This is a genomic window from Parvibaculum sp. (assembly GCF_049672805.1).
In the GTDB taxonomy this organism is placed as follows: domain Bacteria; phylum Pseudomonadota; class Alphaproteobacteria; order Parvibaculales; family Parvibaculaceae; genus Parvibaculum.
The window spans coordinates 1-17283 of sequence record NZ_JBATWS010000052.1 but is presented as its reverse complement, the minus strand read 5'-3'; the positions used below and the strand labels follow the sequence as shown (position 1 = coordinate 17283).

Here is a 17283-nt window from a genome sequence, read left to right as displayed (position 1 = left end):
GGCCCCAGATGATCATCGCCACGCCGAGGACCATGGTGACCGAGATGGAGATGAGCAGGAAGCCAATGATGCCTTCCTGAAGGGGGGTGCCGGTGAGGCCCTTTGCGGCAATCGGCATCACCGACGCGCCTGCGCCCCACAATCCGCCGAGGAGAACGCCCAGCCAGTTTCCGAAGGCGGCATAGACGACAAGCCAGAAGGCGATGAGAGAGGCGCGGGGGCTGAGCGCAAGGCGGTGCCAGAAGAGGCCGAGCACAGCGAGGAAGGTGCCGTTCATCAGCCCTTCGAGATGCGCGGAGATACCCATGCGCGGATTTTCGAATGTGCCGGATACAAAGCCGGTCAACAGCCCGATCATGAACAGGATCATGCCGAGAAGTATCAGCCGCTGGCCGAGCGGCGAGTATTGCGTTGTCATTTTTCCCCCCGATAGCGACCTCTCAGGAAGTCGCGGCTTCCTCTGCTTCGCGCGCGAGCAGCTTGTTGAACATGCGAACAAGCGTTTCCGGTTCCTGTGCGCCTGTAACGACCCATTGCGAATTGATGACGAAACTGGGAACGCCCTGAATGCCCATATGACGGGCGGCGGCGTCTTCCTGAGCGATGAGCTGCTTGTCGGCATCTTTCGAGAGGAGGTCACGGACAATATCCGTGTCCATACCGGCCTCAGCGGCAGCATCGACCAGTACGTTATGCGAGCCGATGTCCTCGCCATCCTCGAAATAGCGGCGGAAGAGAATATCGACCATTTCGTTCTGGCAGCCGGCGGTACTTGCCCAGCGGATCAGCCGGTGGCTGTCCAGCGTGTTTGGAGATTTCTCGATGAGGTCGAAGCGGAAATTGATGCCGACCGCCGTGCCGTAATCGCGGATCGTGTTACCCACTTCCTTTGCGCGCTCGGCGCCGAATTTCTTTTCGAGATAGGTCTTGCGATCGACACCGCCCGGCGGAATGGAGGCGTCGAGCTGGAAGGGGCGCCAGACAATGCTGATGCCTTCGCCGCCGTGAATCTCAAGCGCCTGATCGAGCCGTTTCTTGCCGATATAGCACCAGGGGCAGACTGTGTCGGAGACGACGTCGAGCTGCATTTGTGGCCTCCTTCGCTTCGTAATTGGTTTGGTTGATTATGCGGAGCCGGGAGCCGTAAGGGCAAGGCGCATCGGCGCTTGACCGGGGAAATGCGCAAACTAGGATGCCGCCGCGCCGAAAGGGCAAGAAAATCAAACGGATGGGGAGGTGCGGAACATGAGCAACGCTACGGAAGTCAGGCTTCCCGACCATGATCTGACCGGCAAGGTGGCGCTGGTGACGGGGGCGACTAGCGGACTTGGCCGCCGCTTTGCGCTGATTCTGGCGAAGGCGGGCGCAAAGGTTGCGATTACCGGACGCCGCGTGGAACGGCTTTCGACACTCAAGCAGGAGATCGAGGCCATGGGCGGCACCGCTGCTGTCATCGCGCTTGATGTGACGGATACGGACAGTATCGCCGCTTGCCTTGCGGCGACCGAAGCCGAGCTCGGGCCGCTTGATATTCTCGTCAACAATGCGGGCATGAATGTGCAGGCGCTTCCTGCGGATGTAACGCCGGAAGGCTTCGACACGATGTTCGACACCAATGTGCGTGGCGCCTTCTTCATGGCGCAGGCGGCGGGCCGCTCGATGATCGCGCGTGGGCAAGGCGGGCGGATCATCAACATCGCCTCTATCGGCGCGCATACGGTTCTGCCGGGTCTGACCATCTATTGCATGACAAAGGCGGCCATCGGCATGATGACGCGGTCTCTCGGCAAGGAATGGGCGCGGCACCACATCAATGTGAATGCGATTTGCCCCGGATTTATCGAAACGGAACTCAATTCGGACTGGTTCAAGACAGAGGGCGGGCAAAAACAGATCAAATCCTGGCCGCGCCGTCGTCTTGGCCTTGAAGAAGATCTCGACGGCACGCTGCTGCTTCTTTCCTCCGCAGCCGGACGGTTCATTACGGGTTCGCTTTTCACGGTGGATGACGGCCAGTCGATCTGAGCGGCAGGCCGAGTAACCTTTGGTTAACCATGCGTGATGCATAATTTTCCCGTATCAGCGGGGGCGCGACCAAAGGAAAGCGACCGTGGGAAAGCTTGTCGGCGGCTTCATTCTTGGATTTCTGGCCTGCGTCTGGACCTATGGTCTGGACCCGACCGAGGCTGCCTTTGGCTTCAGCCACAAGCTGGCAGCGGCGCATGAACATCTGCAGGAAGAATATCGCGTCGATGCCCGCTATGGCTATAAAGGTCAGTATCCGACCTATCATCGCGGCGTGCGGGAAATCGAAGATGTTCCCGGTGATCGGGTCGTGGTGGATGACCGAGCCTATCCGGCTGTTCACTGGCTGAACCCCGGAGGCGGGCCGCCCATCATGTGAGGCTCGCATGAGCGAGAGCAGGGAGCGCCGGAAATCCGGCGCTTTTTTGTTGCCTGCGGGGACCGTCTCACAATGGCACAAGCCTTTGATTTTGGTTGTGTTTTATCCTTCCCATCCGCACCCTAGAAAGATCGATTCGTGACGATGCGGAAGGTGGGCGGTCAGCCAGCCCGATAGAACCATGTCCAACTTTCTTGTCGGTGTAGTGGTGGGGTTTTTTCTCTGTGTCTGGGCGCTCGGCGTACACCCGGTTACATCGGCGGTCGCATTGATCGACCGCATCAGGCAAGTGGAAGTGAGCTTCGCCGCTGAAACGGAGCAGCCGTCCGTGGCCGAGGAGCAGGCACCCGCACTGGCAGAAGGAGCGCTCTAGGCTAGCGCCCTGCGAGGGCGCGGCGTATGACCTTGCCATTCGCCGTGCGGGGCAGGCTTTCTACAAAGATGATTTCACGCGGGCATTTATAGGCGGCGAGCTGCGTCGCGGCCCATTTGGCGAGTGCGTCGGCATCCGGCGTCACCCCTTCGCGGGGGACAATAAAAGCGGCGATGACGCTGACATCGGCGCGGACGCGCTTTTCGGTGACGGCAACTTCCTGCACATCGGGATGCCGCCCAAGGGCCGCTTCCACTTCCTGTGGTGAAACACGATAGCCCATCGCGTTCATCACATCATCGGCGCGGCCCTCATACCACATATAGCCATCCTCATCGAAGCGGGCGAGATCGCCGCCGATAAACCAGTCGCCGCGAAAGACTTCCGCTTCCTCATCGTCGCGCCGCCAGTATCCCAGCATGAGGCCGGGGTCGGAGCGATGGACGGCGAGAAGGCCCGTCTCGCCGGGCGGCAGAGGGTCTGTGCCACCGTCAACAGGCAGCGCAACCACGCAGCGCCCCGGTTGCGGTTTGCCGGGACTGCCTGCGCGTATTTCCATGCCGGGGCCGGTCGAGACATAGGTGGAGCATTCGCTCATGCCCAGTGCCTCATAGAGATTGAGCCCCGTGGCCGCGCGCCACTGCTCCAGCAAAGCAGGCGACAGCGCCTCGCCGGCGGTGAGGCCGTGGCGGAGATGCGAGAGATCATGTGCACCCAGATCGCAATATTTCAGTATCTGCCGGTAGAGTGTCGGCACGGCGGCGAACATTGTCGCGCCGGTTCTGGCCATCAGCTTCGGCCAGACCTGAACATCCTTCTCGCCATTATAGAGAACGGTCGTTGCCCCATTGGCCCACGGATCGGTGAGCCCGACGCCGAGCGTATAGGTCCAGTTGAAGGCGCCTGCATGGAGGATGATGTCTGTCTGCTCAATGCCATACCAGCCGCGATACATCGGCCTGCGGCCCCATGCGCTGCGATGGGCGTGAAGCACGCCTTTCGGCCTTCCGCTCGTGCCGGAGGTGTAAACGAGAAAGGCGGGATCATTCGCGCGCATATCCGCATAATCGGCAAGCGGCTCATGCGCCTTGAAGCGCAGAATATCTTCCGGGCGAAGAATGCGCGTGTCCGCCGCGCTCACTTCCATGCCGGGGGCTATCGCAACGGCGCTTGCAGCGGAGTCTTTCAGCAAGAATGCGGCTTCGGATTCTGTTAGCTGGGATGAAGAAGGAAGGGGGACGAGACCCGCCGCCAGCGCGCCGAAGAAAACGAGTGCGTAATCCGATGTATTCGGCATACGGATCATCAACCGCTCGCCCGGCTTGAATCCTTCGGCAAGCAGGCCCGCCGCAATGCTCCTGACCGCATGGTCGAGCGCGCCATAGGTCCAGCGTTCGGCGTCCTCAAGCGGGGCATCGGCATCCGACACCACGATGAGCGCGACCTTTTCAGGCGCTTTGCGCGCTGATTCCGCGAGGCAATAGCGCGCCATGTTGAAGCGCTCGGGGCAGGGCGCGCCGGTAAAACCTTGCGAAACGGGCTTTGAAGCGTGGGTCATGCTGAGCTTTCTAGGGGCAGTACAGGGGCTTCGCAAGCGGGACGCTGCGTCAGATTGATGGACGACCGCATGGCGTTTACGGACCTTGCCACAGGCTGTACAAATCAGCCCAACAAAGGCAATGCCGGTATCGGCTGAACACGGGAGTGACAGAGATGGGTAGCGGACCTCTCAGCGGCGTCAAGGTCATCGAATTTGCAGGCATCGGGCCGGGCCCGTTCTGCGCCATGCTGCTTTCCGATATGGGCGCGGACGTTATCCGCATTGATCGCAAGGGCGCGAAGGGCGGCTCTAAATATGATATCGGCTCGCGTGGCCGCCGGTCTGTGGCGCTTGATCTGAAAAAGCCGGAATCGGTCGAGGCCTGTCTCAAGCTGATCGAGAAGGCGGATATTCTGCAGGAAGGCTTCCGTCCCGGCGTGATGGAGCGTTTGGGTCTTGGGCCGGATGTGTGCCTGAAGCGCAATCCGAAGCTGGTTTATGGCCGTATGACGGGCTGGGGCCAGACAGGTCCGCTCGCCAAGGCTGCGGGTCACGATATCAACTACATCTCGCTCACCGGCGCGCTGCATGCGATCGGTCGCCCCGGCGAGAAGCCCGTGCCACCGCTCAACCTTGTGGGTGACTTTGGCGGTGGCGCGCTCTACCTCGCCATGGGCATGCTGGCCGCGCTGGTTGAAGCGCAGAGAAGCGGCAAGGGGCAGGTGGTTGACGCTGCGATGACAGATGGCGCGACCTCGCTCATGGCCATGTTCTATGGCTTCACGGCGTCCGGCATGTGGCAGGAGCCGCATGGCACCAACATGCTCGATGGTGGCGCACATTTCTATGACACCTATGAAACAAAGGACGGCAAGTGGATCTCCATCGGCTCCATCGAGCCGCAGTTCTATGCGCTGCTGCGTGAAAAGGCCGGGCTGACCGACAGCTATTGGGACGCGCAGATGGACCGTTCCAAATGGCCGGAAATGAAGGTGAAGATCGAAGAGGTCTTCAAGACAAAGACGCGCGATGAGTGGTGCGAGATCATGGAAGGTACCGATATCTGCTTTGCGCCTGTCCTTTCGATCAAGGAAGCAATCCACCATCCGCATAATCAGGCGCGTCAGACGATCGTGGAGATCGACGGTGTGGTGCAGCCGAACGTCGCGCCGCGCTTCTCGCGCACGGAATCGAAGATCCAGGGACCGGCACCCATCATCGGCGAGCATACGGAAAGCGCGTTGAAGGATTGGGGCTTCTCTGACAGCGATGTAGAGGGGCTGAAAAAGGCGGAGGCAATTTGAGCGCTCTCCCCGGTACGACAGGGCGGCGGCGCATCTATCTGATGCGCCACGGCCATGTGGATTACTTCGGACCCGAGATCATGGCGGCGGGCGGCGACCCGAAAGTGGTGCCGCTCACGCCGCTCGGGGAAGAACAGGCAAAGGCCGCAGGGCTGGCGCTTTCCCATGTTGCATTTGATCGCGCGGTCTGTTCCGGCGTGCCCCGCACCCGGCAGACGGCGCAACTCGTGCTTGCAGCGCAGGAGGCAAAGCCGCCTGTACTTGAAGAAAAGCCGGAGCTTGTCGAAATTCATGGCGGAAAGTTTGGCCGGGTTGCAAGCCGTGCCGAACTTGCTGCGCGGATGGCCTATCACTTCGATCTGGCGGGTGAGCCCGGTGCCACCATGCTGGAGGGAGGCGAAGCCTTCGGCGATGCGCTTGAGCGTGCTGTCAGCGCTGTGGAGAAGCTGCTGGCAGAGCCGGGCTGGCACACCATGCTGATCGCGGCGCATGAAGGCATCAACCGGCTTATTCTCGGCTGGGCGGCCACGGGCTGCTCGCGCGCCAACGCGCTCAGCGCGGTACGCGCCTTCGAGCAGGATCCAGCCTGCCTCAATGTCATCGACTTCGACATGGTGCCTGCCGAGAATGGTGACGTAGGCACGGAAATTCAGCGCGCGCTCATCAAATCCGTCAATGTCACGCCCTATAACTACGTCAAGCACGGCATGAACATGACGAGCCTTGAAGCGATCTTCGCCAAGAATCCCCGCTAGTTCATTCCCCGATCATCGCGCGCAATTCGCGGCGCAGCACCTTGCCAAGCGGATTACGGGGAAGGGCGGAGGCAAGCTCCAGCCTTTCGGGAATCTTGTAGGCTGCAATGTCTGCCTTCTGAAGATGCTGGCGGATGTCATCGAGCGTCAGCGTCTCGCCTTCTACGGGCACGACAATGGCGCAGATGCGCTCGCCTAATACGGGGTCCGCGTAACCGACCACGGCGGCTTCCCGGACTTTGGGCATACTCGCCAGCAGCCCGTCGATTTCGCCGGGCGAGATATTCATGCCACCGCGAATGATGATGTCCTTCGCGCGTTCAACAAACCGGTAGTAGCGATTGCCGGGCCCGGCGATTTCGAAAACATCGCCCGTGTGGAAGAAGCCATCCCTGTCTATGGCGTCAACCGGTCCGCCACCATCACCTGCACGGAAATAGCCCGAAAAGATCGTCGCGCCCCGGATCAGCAATTCTCCGGGCTGGTTCGGCGCGGTGATTTCGTCGCCAGAGTGCAGATCGACAAGTTTCGTTTCAATGGCGCCAGCAATCTTTGCGGGCCATTCAAATCCCTTCACGCCGAAGCGCGGAAAGACTTGCGCGCGCTCTTCGGGGTCGGGAATGTCGCCCGCGCCGGAGATGAGGCAGGTGCCTTCGTTTGATCCGAAGATGTTGACGATGGGCAGGCCATATTTTTCCTGCCACGTCTTCACCATCCAGGGGGCAAGCGGCGCAGAGCCGGAGCCGATGCTGCGCACGGCTGAAAAGTCGAGGCTCGCCATCAGCTTTTCTTCCTTGAGAAGCATCGTGAGAATGGCGGGCGGGGCAACCGTATAAGCGATCCTTTCGCCGACGAGCTGTTTCAGAAAGACCGGCAGGTCGAACGGGTGATGCTGGACGAGTGTACCACCCGTGAGAAGCCAGGGCGTGAAGCAACCGCCAATCGCCGCCATGTTGACGAGTGGGAAGGGGTTCATCACCGCATCGCCCGGCTGAAGGCCTGCTGCATCGGCGCAGGCGAGACCTGCAATCATCCAGTGATTATGGCTGCGCGGCACACCTTTGGGGCGCGCTTCCGTGCCGGAAGTCCAGCAGATGGTGGCCGCTTCATTGGCATCCTGCTTTAGCAGCGCCGCGAGCCGCGCGGCGTCAGCTTCTGGCCATATCGCTTCGTCCATGATGAAGAGCTGTGACAGCGCAGGCAGGGACGGCTTGAGAGAATGGAACATGGCAGCGTGATCGTGCCCGCGAATTGCCCGCGCCGTGATGGCGGCCTTCGCGCCGACGAAGTTCAGCACGTCCCCGAGTTCATGTGCGCGCCACTGGACAGGGAAAGGCGTGACGATGAGGCCGATGCGCCATGCGGCGAGATAGGCCGCAACGAGCTCTGACGTATTGGGAAGCTGGATCGCAAGCACATCGCCCTTGCCGAGACCCGTATCAAGAAGCGCGGTCGCGATGCGCGCCGAGAGATCTTCGAGTTCGCGATAGGTCAGGCGCCCCGACGCGTGACCATCGATTTCTTCCCGGTTCGGTGGATCGGCAACAGCGGTCCTCTCCGGCGTTGCGGCGGCATTTGCGAGAAACCGTTCCGACAGCGTTTCGGTTCCCCACCATCCCGCTTTCGTGAAAGCCGCAATCTCCTCACTCGTCGCCAGTATCATGCGCCCCTCCCAAAGCTGCATGTGGAACCGCTGCGTGATGTTCTGCTAACGCTTCCTTGCTTCCTGATATTCCTGCCTAAGCCGGGCGACGAGACTTGCGACCGGCTCCGTTCTGTCGATCAGACCGACGCCATGTCCGGCAGACCAGACCTGCGCCCAGCGTTTCGCGCCGGATTGCGGGTCGGTGAAGTCGATGTCTGGATTCTTCTCCATCGTATCGAGGTCGAAGCCCGCATTGATGATGCTCGGCTTCAGCCAGTTTGCCGCGACGCCCGTGATGGCGCGGGTGAGAATGAGATCGTCAACGGTGGACGAAACCAGCATGTCGCGATAAGCGGGAGCGGCGAGGCTTTCATCACAGGCGATGAAGCGCGTTCCCATATAGGCGAGGTCGGCGCCCAGCACTTCGGCTGCGCGGATGCCTGCGCCATCGGAAATACCGCCGCCAAGGATCACCGGTCCGTCAAAAAATTCGCGCACGGCAGGCACGAAGGAAAATCCCGTCATGTTGCCTGTATGGCCGCCTGCACCTGCGGCCACCAGCACGAGGCCGTCCACACCTGCTTCCAAGGCCTTGCGGGCAAAGGCGACAGAGTTCACATCTGCAAAGACAAGCCCGCCATAATCATGCACGCGCTCGACAATGGCGCGCGGGCTGCCCAGCGCCGTGATGACGAGCGGCGCCTTGTAGCGCATGACAAGATCGAGATCTTCATTGAGCCGCGTGTTGGAGCGATGGACAACAACATTGGCCGCCCAAGGCGCATCCTTTTCGGTGAGGCTTGTGGTGATGCGGTCGAGCCATTGATCGAGATCGGCCACGGTTCGCGCATTGGGTGTGGGAAAACTGCCGATCACACCCTGGCGGCAAGCGGCAAGAACAAGCTCCGGCCCCGAGATCAGGAACATGGGTGCTGCGACGAGCGGCAGGGTGAGGCGCGCGCGCCACTGCCCGATCCGGTCTGTCATGATTCTCCTCCCCGTCGTTTCTTTTGGAGAGAGAATAACAGCAGGCCGCCCCGCGATGCGATATCAGAAACGCAGGGTGAAGCTAGTTCTCTTCAATCCACCAGGTTGAGCTGCGATAGCCATAGAGCGATGTCTTCTCCGGCACGCGGACCTTGTTCCATAGCGCGAGCCATTGGTCGGGTTGATGAAAGAGCGGGATCATGTAGGCGCCGGAGAGCAGCACCCGGTCCATGGCACGCACGGCGGCCACGAAATCCTCTCTGCTGCGTGCGGCGAGCATGGCATCGATCATCGCGTCGATGGCGGGTTCTTTCGCACCCATATAGTTGCGCGTGCCCGGCACGTCTGCTGCGGCTGATCCCCAATAGAAGCTCTGTTCATTGCCCGGCGAGAGAGACGAGAACCAGCTGTTGAAAAGCGTGTCGTAATCGTAATTGCTGCGCCGCTCCTGATACTGGCTCGGATCGACATTGCGCACATTTATCGTGATGCCTGCACGTTTTGCCATGCGTGCGAAAGTGAGGGCGAGGCGCTCCTCGGCAGGCATGGCCACCATGATTTCGAAGGAAAGCGGTGCGCCCGATGAAAGATGGATCATCTGCCCGTTTCGAATGGCGTATCCGGCTTCTTTCAGGAGGGCGATGGCGCGGGCCCGGTTTGCCCGGTCCTGTCCCGTTTTGTCCCCCTGCGGCGGCTGCCATCCCTGTTCCATGATTTCCGGTGTGACGGCATCCGGGTAAGGCGCGAGAAGCTCGCGCTCGCGCGCGGTTGCCGCGCGGCCATGCGAGCCGAGTTCCGAATTATCGAAGAAGCTCGCCGTGCGCACATAGGCACCGTAATAGAGGTTCTCATTTACCCAGTCGAAGTTGAAAAGCTGAATGAGCGCCTCGCGTACCCGCCGATCCTCAAAGACGGGGCGGCGCGTGTTGAAGACGAGCGCATACATGCCGGAGGGCAAACCGCTTTCAAATTTCTGCTGACGTACCTTGCCGTCCCGCAGGGCAGGGAAGTTGTATCCCGTTGCCCAGCGGCCCGGATCATCTTCCGGTCGGGCGTGATAGATACCCGTCTTGAATGCTTCGAAGGACGCATTCGCATCCCGGAAATACTCATAGGTGATGCTGCCGATATTGTTGTGGCCGACGTTCACCGGGAGGTCACGCCCCCAGTAATTCGGGTCAAGGCGATAGGTAACGCGCTTTCCGGGAACGGCGCGATCGAGGAGATAGGGGCCGCTGCCGATGGGCGCATCAAAGCCCGCCGCGCCGAAATCGCGCTTCTCATAGACATGCTTCGGGATGACCGGCATCAGGCCGAGGATCAGCGGTATTTCACGGTCGCCATCCGGCGTAAAGACGAATTTCACCGTGCGCTCGCCGATGCGCTCGATCTTTTCGACCTTGGAGTAATAGGTCTTGTAGTTCGGCCGGCCCTTGTCGCGCAGCGTTTCCAGCGAATAGATCACATCCTCGATCGTGACCGGCTGACCATCCGAAAAGCGGGCCTTCGGGTTCAGGGTGAAGGAAACCCAGCTTCTGTCATCCGGCGCTTCAACACTTTCGGCAAGCAGGCCATAAAGCGTGAACGGCTCGTCATAGCCGCGCGCCAGAAGGCTCTCAAAGACATGCTCGCGCAGGCCGAGTGCGGCGGTGCCGCGAACAATGAAGGGGTTGAGGCTGTCGAACGAGCCGGTAGCTCCGTAGGTGATGGCACCGCCCTTCGGAGCATCAGGGTTCGCATAGCTGAAATGCGTGAAGCCTTCCGGGTAAAGTGGCTCGCCATGCATTGCAATGGCGTGGCGCGGTCCCTCCGTGGCGGCGGCAAGCCCCGGCAGCAACAGGAAGGCGCAGAGCAGGCTCCATGTCAGAATGGACTTTAAACGCACTTCGGCGGCTTTCTTGTTCTGGCCTGTGGCGGCGGGTGGTTAACGGTGCCAAGGGTTACGCAATTCGGCGCGTTTTTCAAAATTTCCCGGTGCCTTCTTTATGCCGAAATGCGAGAATAAGACTTCATGTGAACCCATGTGCCGTTGTTCCTGGTTCCGAAAGGATTTCCATTATGTCTCTCCGCCGCTCGCTTACCGGCGTCTCGGCTGCCCTCCTTGTGATGCTCTCCGGCCTTGCGCCCTTGCAGGCACAGGAAAAGGAAGACAACGCAAAGATTCAGAGCTACGGCACATGGAGCACACGATGTGAAGCGGTTGAAGGCGGGGCGGAGCAGTGTCACGCTTTCGTTGATGTCCGCATCGGAGAAGAGAAGCAGCGCATCCTGTACCTCGGCATCGGCTATGGCGCCCGTGACGTGAATAATGACGGGTCGAAGGATCTCTTCATGTTTGCGATAACGCCGCTTGCCACGGTTCTCCCCGGCGGCATTGGCTGGAAGATCGACGACAAGGAAGGCTTCAGCCAGCAATTCCTTTATTGCCTTCCGGCCGGTTGTCAGACCGAAATCCTCATTGATGAGGATCGCTTGAAGGCGCTCAAGGCTGGCAAGGAGATGGAGGTTGTTTTCCGTCTGCTGCGACAGGGCGAAGTGAAGGTGCCGGTGAAGCTTGATGGCGTGAGCAAGGCCATTGCGGCGCTGCCCAAGCCGAAATCCTGATACGGCGTTAGTCCGTGCGTGTGGGCGCGAAGACGCTGCGAAGCCAGCCGAGCGTCGTGTTCTCCCGCAGCATGTAGCGCATCAGCATGTCCATATCGCGGTCGAGCTTTCCGGGATCCCGGAAGAGTTCGGCACGCGTGCGGAAGTCTCGTGTCGGGTCAAGCTCGCGCACCACGCGGGCGGGGTTTCCGGCGGCGATGCAGTTTGCAGGGATGTTGGAGGTCACGACCGCTCCGGCGCCAATGATGCTGTTCTCACCGATCGTGACGCCCTTGCAGATGATGGCGCGGACTCCCAGCCAGACATTTTCACCGATCACGATGGGGCGGTGCTTCTCCAGTTCCGCCGTCCGGTCATAGGTGTCGTGCCAGTCTGAGTCCGAGATGTAGCAGCCGCTTGCGATCATCGTGTTGCTGCCGATCACGATGCGTTCTGACGCAACGATATGCGTGCCGGGGCTGATGAGCACATTATCGCCGATCTCAATCCGGCCTTCGCGCTCGCCTGTTCGCCAGGTTGCGAGCCGGGTGAGATTGCCGCGCGCGGCATGGAGATGAAGGTTCGCGCCAGCGGTGATCCCGGCACCCCAGATTTCGATGTCACGGGGACTGGTGATGTCAGCATGATCGCCGAGCGCATCAAAAGCCGGAGCGATGAAGCGCCTTACATAGAAGCGGTTCCAGCCAGCCTGTATGCGGCGAATGAAATAGGTTCGTCTGTCCCGCCGCATTATCGTGCCCCCTGATCCCGCCGTGTGTCGTCAAGCGACCTTCTGCCTAGCACACAGGCAAGTATCAGTGTGCGGATTTCGTGCGCAGTACATAAGTGTCGCCCTCGAGAGCACCAAAAAGCTCGCGCACCTGCGGGTGCCGCACCGGCTCTCCCGTCTCATCCGGCAGCAGGTTCTGCTCGGAAACATAGGCGACATATTCCGTCTCGGCGTTTTCTGCGAGCAGGTGGTAATAGGGCTGGTTCTTGCTCGGGCGCATTTCTTCGGGAATGGAAAGCCACCATTCCTCCGTATTGTTGAAGGTCGGATCGACATCAAAAATCACGCCGCGAAACGGAAATATTCTGTGCCGGACGATCTGTCCGATCCTGAATTTCGCTTCGCGGTTGATCCCGATTTCGGGCTTTCGGTCTTTCATCGCATACCCAGTTCTGCAAATCCCGGTTGAAAGGTGGGAAATCCGTTCACCCCCGAAGTCCAAGTTCAGGATTGCCATTCGCGTCCGGACACCCAATATGGCGCAAACCGATATTTTTCAACCGGCAGGAGAGCGCTGATGAGCAGCAACGTGGCACCTTTGTTCGAGCCCTTTACCATCAATGGGCTGACACTTCCGAATCGTATCGTCATGGCGCCCATGACGCGCTCCAAATCGCCGGGTGGCGTGCCGGGGCCTGACGTAGCGGCCTATTACCGCCGCCGCGCGGAAGCCGATTGTGGGCTTATCATTACCGAAGGCACCACCGTCAACACGCCGGTTGCAACAAGCGACCCCAACGTACCGCAATTTTGGGGCGAGGACGCGCTGAAAGGCTGGAAGCGCGTGGTTGAGGAAGTTCACGGCGTTGGCGGCAAGATCATGCCGCAGCTCTGGCACACGGGCATGACCCGTAACCCGGAAAAGTCCACCAATTCGCATCTCCCGAGCCACGGTCCATCCGGGCTTGCCATGCCGGGCAAGAAGCGCTCCGAACCGATGACGCGTCAGGAGATCAAGGACACGATCGAGGCCTTCGCACAGGCAGCCGTTGATGCGCGCGAGATCGGCTTTGACGGCATCGAGCTGCATGGCGCGCATGGCTATCTCATCGACCAGTTCTTCTGGGAAGGCACGAACCAGCGCGACGATGAATATGGCGGTGATCTGGTTGGCCGCACGCGCTTTGCCGTGGAGATTGTCGAGTCGATCCGTCACCGTGTCGGCAACGACTATCCGATCATCCTGCGCTTCTCGCAGTGGAAGCAGCAGGACTATACGGTGAAGCTTGCACACACACCGGAAGAGCTGGGCGCATTCCTGAAGCCGCTTTCCGATGCGGGCGTCGATGTCTTCCACTGCTCGCAGCGCCGCTTCTGGGAGCCGGAGTTTGAAGGCTCTGATCTCAACCTTGCAGGCTGGACGAAGAAGCTCACCGGCAAGCCGAGCATCACGGTCGGCAGCGTCAGCCTGTCCGGCGAGTTCATTGCATCCTTCGCGGGCGAAAGCTCCGAAGCGACGGGCATTGACGAACTGCTCGAACGCCTCGCGCGGAACGAGTTCGATCTCGTCGGCGTCGGCCGCGCATTGCTGGTTGATCCTGCCTGGGCGCGGAAAATTCGCACCGGCGCGTTCGATCAGCTCATGCCGTTCCGCGCCGAAGCGCTTGCAACGCTTTCCTGATCGTCAGAAACCGTAAGCCTTGGCGAGGTCGGGGTCCTTCGCGGCCACCTTCCTCGCCAGGTCAACGATCACCTTCGCCTGTTTCCAGGTGGCATCATCCTGCATCTTGCCATCGATCATGGCGACGCCGGTGCCATCCGGCATGGCTTCGAGAATCCTCCGTGCAAAGAAGACTTCGTCCGGTTCCGGACTGAAGACGCGCTTTGCAATGGCGATCTGGTTCGGGTGCAGCGACCAGGCACCGACACAGCCCATCAGGAAGGCATTGCGGAACTGCTGCTCGCAGGCCTCCAGATCCTGAATATCGCCGAAGGGGCCATAGAAGGGGCGAATATCGTTCGCCACACAGGCATCGACCATCTTGGCAAAGGTGTAGTGCCAGAGATCCTGCTGCGCGGCCATGCGTTCCGAGCCATCTTCCTTCGGATCTTCGAGAACGCGGTAGAAGGGATGCCCGCCGCCCACGCGGGTGGTCTTCATCTTGCGGGATGCGGCAAGGTCGGCAGGCCCGAGGCTCATGCCATGCATGCGCGGGCTTGCGGCGGCAATCTCCTCGACATTCTTCACGCCCTGCGCTGTTTCCAGAATGGCGTGAATGAGGAGCGGCTTCTTCAGCCCGTGGCGCGCTTCAAGCTGCGCCAGCAACTGATCGAGATAATGAATGTCCCATGCGCCTTCTACCTTGGGCAGCATGATGACATCGAGCTTGTCGCCCAGTTCTGCGACGAGTTCCATCACATCATCCAGCATCCAGGGGCTGTTCAGCGGATTGATGCGGACCCAGAAACCGGTCGAGCCGAAATCATGTTTCTTTCCGACTTCGATCACGCCCTTGCGCGCGGCTTCCTTTGCATCCGCCGGGATGGCGTCTTCCAGATTGCCGAGCAGCACGTCCACCTGCGGAATGACGTCGCCCACCTTCGCGCGGACCTTTTCGTTGTGGCCCGGGAAGAAATGGATCATCCGTTCCAGCGCGACAGGAAGTTCGCGGTAAGGAGCAGGGGCGCCAATGGCGAGCGGCTTGTAGAAGTTCGAAGGCAGTTTCATGGCAATCCGTTCGGGAAAGGGTGGTTCACGCGCAGTCTAGCGGGCAGGGCGGGGCAAATCCATGAGCGATATCAGCCCTGGGTCTGCTTTTCCTGTGCTTCAAGAACGGCGCGCACGGGACCGGCCGCATAGAGGCAGGCGAAACCGAGGACCGAGGAAAGGGTGATGGTGAGATAAGCAAGCTGGTAGCCATTCGCCACGACGTAGAGGAAGCCGAGCAGGGCGGGACCAGCCGCATTGGCGCAGGTCGTGATCATCTGCGACACGGAGAGGATGCGGGCATAGGCCTTGAGGCCGAAGGCTTCTGCCACGATAAGCGGCTGCATCATCTGCATATTGCCAACCGTGGTGCCGAAGATCACCGAGGCGATGAAAAGCCCGACTATCCCTTCCACAAAGGCAAAAAGCAGGAAGGAGAGTGCCTGCAAAACGAAGATCGCAGAGAGATAGGTTTTCGACGGGATGCGCGACAGCAGGACGCCACCTATCAGCCGCCCGGCAATGCTCGCCGCTGCCATGACAGAGACAGCAAGGGCCGCAATATGGTCATCGCCCGTGCGGGTCGCAACAAGGCGGAATTGATGCGCAAGTGACCCGACCTGCGCCATCATCGAGAAAACGAACGCGCCTGTGCAGAGAAGGAAAAAGCGGCTCCGCATGGCCTGTTCGAAGGAGACGCCATCCGGCGGCAGGAGGCTGCCATCCGCACTGCGGCGCGGCGGGTCGCCATCGGGCGACTGACCGATGGCTTCCGGGCTTGCACGCAGAATGACGAGCGCCACAGGCACCACGCCGAGAACGAGAATGAGGCCGAGCCAAGAGGCGGCGTCCATCAGCCCGTAGCGTTCGATGAGACCTGCCGAGAGCGGGGTGAAGATGATCCCTCCAAGCGAGAGTCCCGTTGAGGCATAGGCGATTGCCTTGGATCGCTGGCGGTTGAACCAGCGCGCCACAATGGTCATGCCGGGGATCACGGCAACTGCCGCATTGCCCATGCCGAACAGCACATAGAAGCCGTAAAGCTGCCAGAGCGAGGTGACGTGCCCCGCGCTGGCGAGAACACTTGCCGAAATCAGCGCGCCTGCCGTCACCACCCAGCGCGGGTCATAGCGGTCGAGGAGCCAGCCAACGGCAAGGCCGGTGATGCCGGAGGAGACGAAAAAGATCGCCGTTGCATTCGACGCGGCGGATACAGAAAAACCGCCTTCCGCCACAAAGGCTTTCAGGAAGATCGACAGATTGTAGAAGATCAGCCCGCAGGAAACCGTGTGAATGATGAACACGGCTGCGACGACATACCAGCCATAGAAGACCGGGCCGCGCGGGGGTACGCGCGGCATTTCTGGCGCCGTTCCAGCGTCCATTTCAGGCTCCGATGATCGGAAAGGTGAATAGCGAATTAGACTGTAGATAGCTCTTTGGACCTCTTTGCCCAAGAGGAATCTTATGTTTTCGCCGCCAGCGCCTGCATTTCCTCGGCCATGGCGCGGGCAAAACTTTCCCGCTCCGTTACGCGGTGATCGCCCGCGGCATAGGCCAGCGCATTCTCATAGTAGAAGCGCGCATTCATGATGTTGGCGGTGCCGCTGTCGCGCGTTCTTATGACCTTGGCGGGGGCACCGGCCACAATCGAATTTTCCGGGATCACCGTTCCCTCGGTCACGATGGAATGGCCCGCGACAATCGAGTTTCGGCCAATCTTCGCACCATCCATCAAAGTCGAGTTGATGCCGATCAGGCAGTTATCACCAATCTCTGCGCCGTGAATGGTGCAGTGATGGGTGATCGAGCAGTTCTCGCCGATGAGTGTCGGCGTTTGATTACCGACATGGATCATCACGAAATCCTGAATATTGGTGCGCTTGCCGATCCGCACCTCATGCATTTCGCTGCGGATGACGGAATAGGGCCAGAGCGACGCGCCCTCACCGATATAGACCTTTCCGTAGATGAGCGCCGTTTCATGAATGAATGCGGGGTTGTCGAGCACGACACCGGGGCCAAACTCACGCATGTTCCTTGCTTTCGATTAGGGCGCGGACGGGGCCGGCCGCGATGATGAGCGCACAGGCGAGGAAGGAGGCCATCGCCATGATGATGAATGCGATGCCATAGCCGCCGAGCCACTCATAGAGGAAGCCCATGGCGGCGGGGCCGACAGACACACCGACCGTCATGAAGAGCTGGCTCAGCGAATAGATCCGCCCATAGGCCTTGAGGCCGAAGGCTTCGGC

The 17283-nt window shown here is 60.3% G+C and carries 18 protein-coding genes and 1 pseudogene; 7 read left to right on the top strand and 12 right to left on the bottom strand.

The window, feature by feature from the left end; translation table 11 throughout:
• Together WBF74_RS01685 and WBF74_RS01680 are read right to left on the bottom strand one after the other, a co-directional pair.
• Positions 1 to 418, bottom strand: a 418-nt coding sequence (locus WBF74_RS01685) for a hypothetical protein (protein ID WP_424434206.1), incomplete at its 3' end; no start/stop codon positions are given.
• Between the two features lie 22 nt (positions 419 to 440).
• The gene (locus WBF74_RS01680; RefSeq protein WP_424434203.1) at positions 441 to 1088 is read right to left on the bottom strand and encodes a DsbA family oxidoreductase; all 648 of its coding nucleotides are present in this window, start codon (positions 1086 to 1088) and stop codon (positions 441 to 443) included.
• A gap of 157 nt (positions 1089 to 1245) precedes the next feature.
• Between WBF74_RS01680 and WBF74_RS01675 the strand changes: the two genes are divergently transcribed.
• The 3 genes from WBF74_RS01675 to WBF74_RS01665 all read left to right on the top strand — a co-directional run bounded on the left by WBF74_RS01675 (position 1246) and on the right by WBF74_RS01665 (position 2777).
• Complete coding sequence (locus WBF74_RS01675) at positions 1246 to 2025, top strand: SDR family NAD(P)-dependent oxidoreductase (protein ID WP_424434200.1); 780 nt, start codon at positions 1246 to 1248, stop codon at positions 2023 to 2025.
• Positions 2026 to 2110: 85 nt separating this feature from the next.
• Positions 2111 to 2404: a hypothetical protein gene (locus WBF74_RS01670; protein WP_424434197.1), complete on the top strand. Its 294-nt coding sequence runs from the start codon at positions 2111 to 2113 to the stop codon at positions 2402 to 2404.
• A 181-nt stretch (positions 2405 to 2585) separates the two neighbouring features.
• Positions 2586 to 2777 (top strand): hypothetical protein, encoded by a 192-nt coding sequence (locus tag WBF74_RS01665; RefSeq protein ID WP_424434194.1) that lies wholly within the window; start codon positions 2586 to 2588, stop codon positions 2775 to 2777.
• A 1-nt stretch (position 2778) separates the two neighbouring features.
• Here the strand turns inward: WBF74_RS01665 and WBF74_RS01660 are convergent, their stop codons facing one another.
• Complete coding sequence (locus tag WBF74_RS01660) at positions 2779 to 4335, bottom strand: acyl-CoA synthetase (RefSeq protein ID WP_424434192.1); 1557 nt, start codon at positions 4333 to 4335, stop codon at positions 2779 to 2781.
• Positions 4336 to 4490: 155 nt separating this feature from the next.
• Here WBF74_RS01660 and WBF74_RS01655 point away from each other — a divergent pair, with 155 nt between their 5' ends.
• Together WBF74_RS01655 and WBF74_RS01650 are read left to right on the top strand one after the other, a co-directional pair.
• A complete protein-coding gene (locus tag WBF74_RS01655; RefSeq protein WP_424434190.1) occupies positions 4491 to 5621 on the top strand; it encodes a CaiB/BaiF CoA transferase family protein in 1131 nt (376 codons plus the stop codon).
• Entirely contained in the window at positions 5618 to 6376 is a 759-nt protein-coding gene (locus WBF74_RS01650; RefSeq protein ID WP_424434188.1) for a histidine phosphatase family protein, read from the top strand. The genes WBF74_RS01655 and WBF74_RS01650 overlap by 4 nt, the downstream gene beginning before the upstream one ends.
• Position 6377: 1 nt before the next feature.
• On the opposite strand, the gene WBF74_RS01645 is transcribed toward WBF74_RS01650, so the two are convergent.
• From WBF74_RS01645 to WBF74_RS01635, 3 genes are all read right to left on the bottom strand, one after another.
• Positions 6378 to 8039, bottom strand: a complete 1662-nt coding sequence (locus WBF74_RS01645; protein WP_424434186.1) for a class I adenylate-forming enzyme family protein — start codon at positions 8037 to 8039, stop codon at positions 6378 to 6380.
• A 45-nt stretch (positions 8040 to 8084) separates the two neighbouring features.
• Complete coding sequence (locus WBF74_RS01640) at positions 8085 to 9008, bottom strand: NAD(P)H-dependent flavin oxidoreductase (RefSeq protein WP_424434184.1); 924 nt, start codon at positions 9006 to 9008, stop codon at positions 8085 to 8087.
• Between the two features lie 82 nt (positions 9009 to 9090).
• Positions 9091 to 10893 (bottom strand): extracellular solute-binding protein, encoded by a 1803-nt coding sequence (locus WBF74_RS01635; RefSeq protein ID WP_424434182.1) that lies wholly within the window; start codon positions 10891 to 10893, stop codon positions 9091 to 9093.
• Positions 10894 to 11066: 173 nt separating this feature from the next.
• Here WBF74_RS01635 and WBF74_RS01630 point away from each other — a divergent pair, with 173 nt between their 5' ends.
• Positions 11067 to 11612, top strand: coding sequence for an invasion associated locus B family protein (locus WBF74_RS01630; protein ID WP_424434180.1), 546 nt, complete (start codon positions 11067 to 11069; stop codon positions 11610 to 11612).
• A gap of 7 nt (positions 11613 to 11619) precedes the next feature.
• Here WBF74_RS01630 and WBF74_RS01625 read toward each other — a convergent pair whose 3' ends face one another.
• Positions 11620 to 12342, bottom strand: coding sequence for an acyltransferase (locus WBF74_RS01625; protein ID WP_424434178.1), 723 nt, complete (start codon positions 12340 to 12342; stop codon positions 11620 to 11622).
• Between the two features lie 64 nt (positions 12343 to 12406).
• On the bottom strand, positions 12407 to 12760 hold the full coding sequence (gene hspQ / locus WBF74_RS01620) for a heat shock protein HspQ (RefSeq protein WP_424434176.1): 354 nt from the start codon (positions 12758 to 12760) through the stop codon (positions 12407 to 12409).
• A gap of 138 nt (positions 12761 to 12898) precedes the next feature.
• On the opposite strand from hspQ, the gene WBF74_RS01615 reads away from it, so the two are divergent.
• The gene (locus tag WBF74_RS01615) at positions 12899 to 14002 is read left to right on the top strand and encodes an NADH:flavin oxidoreductase (RefSeq protein WP_424434174.1); all 1104 of its coding nucleotides are present in this window, start codon (positions 12899 to 12901) and stop codon (positions 14000 to 14002) included.
• A 3-nt stretch (positions 14003 to 14005) separates the two neighbouring features.
• Here the strand turns inward: WBF74_RS01615 and WBF74_RS01610 are convergent, their stop codons facing one another.
• From WBF74_RS01610 to WBF74_RS01595, 4 genes and pseudogenes are all read right to left on the bottom strand, one after another.
• A complete protein-coding gene (locus WBF74_RS01610) occupies positions 14006 to 15049 on the bottom strand; it encodes an HpcH/HpaI aldolase/citrate lyase family protein (RefSeq protein WP_424434172.1) in 1044 nt (347 codons plus the stop codon).
• 71 nt (positions 15050 to 15120) lie between these two features.
• The gene (locus WBF74_RS01605; protein WP_424434170.1) at positions 15121 to 16413 is read right to left on the bottom strand and encodes an MFS transporter; all 1293 of its coding nucleotides are present in this window, start codon (positions 16411 to 16413) and stop codon (positions 15121 to 15123) included.
• Positions 16414 to 16493: 80 nt separating this feature from the next.
• The gene (locus tag WBF74_RS01600) at positions 16494 to 17063 is read right to left on the bottom strand and encodes a gamma carbonic anhydrase family protein (protein WP_424434168.1); all 570 of its coding nucleotides are present in this window, start codon (positions 17061 to 17063) and stop codon (positions 16494 to 16496) included.
• Positions 17056 to 17283, bottom strand: a pseudogene (locus tag WBF74_RS01595) (MFS transporter); the annotation flags it as partial. The pseudogene WBF74_RS01595 and the gene WBF74_RS01600, both read right to left, overlap by 8 nt.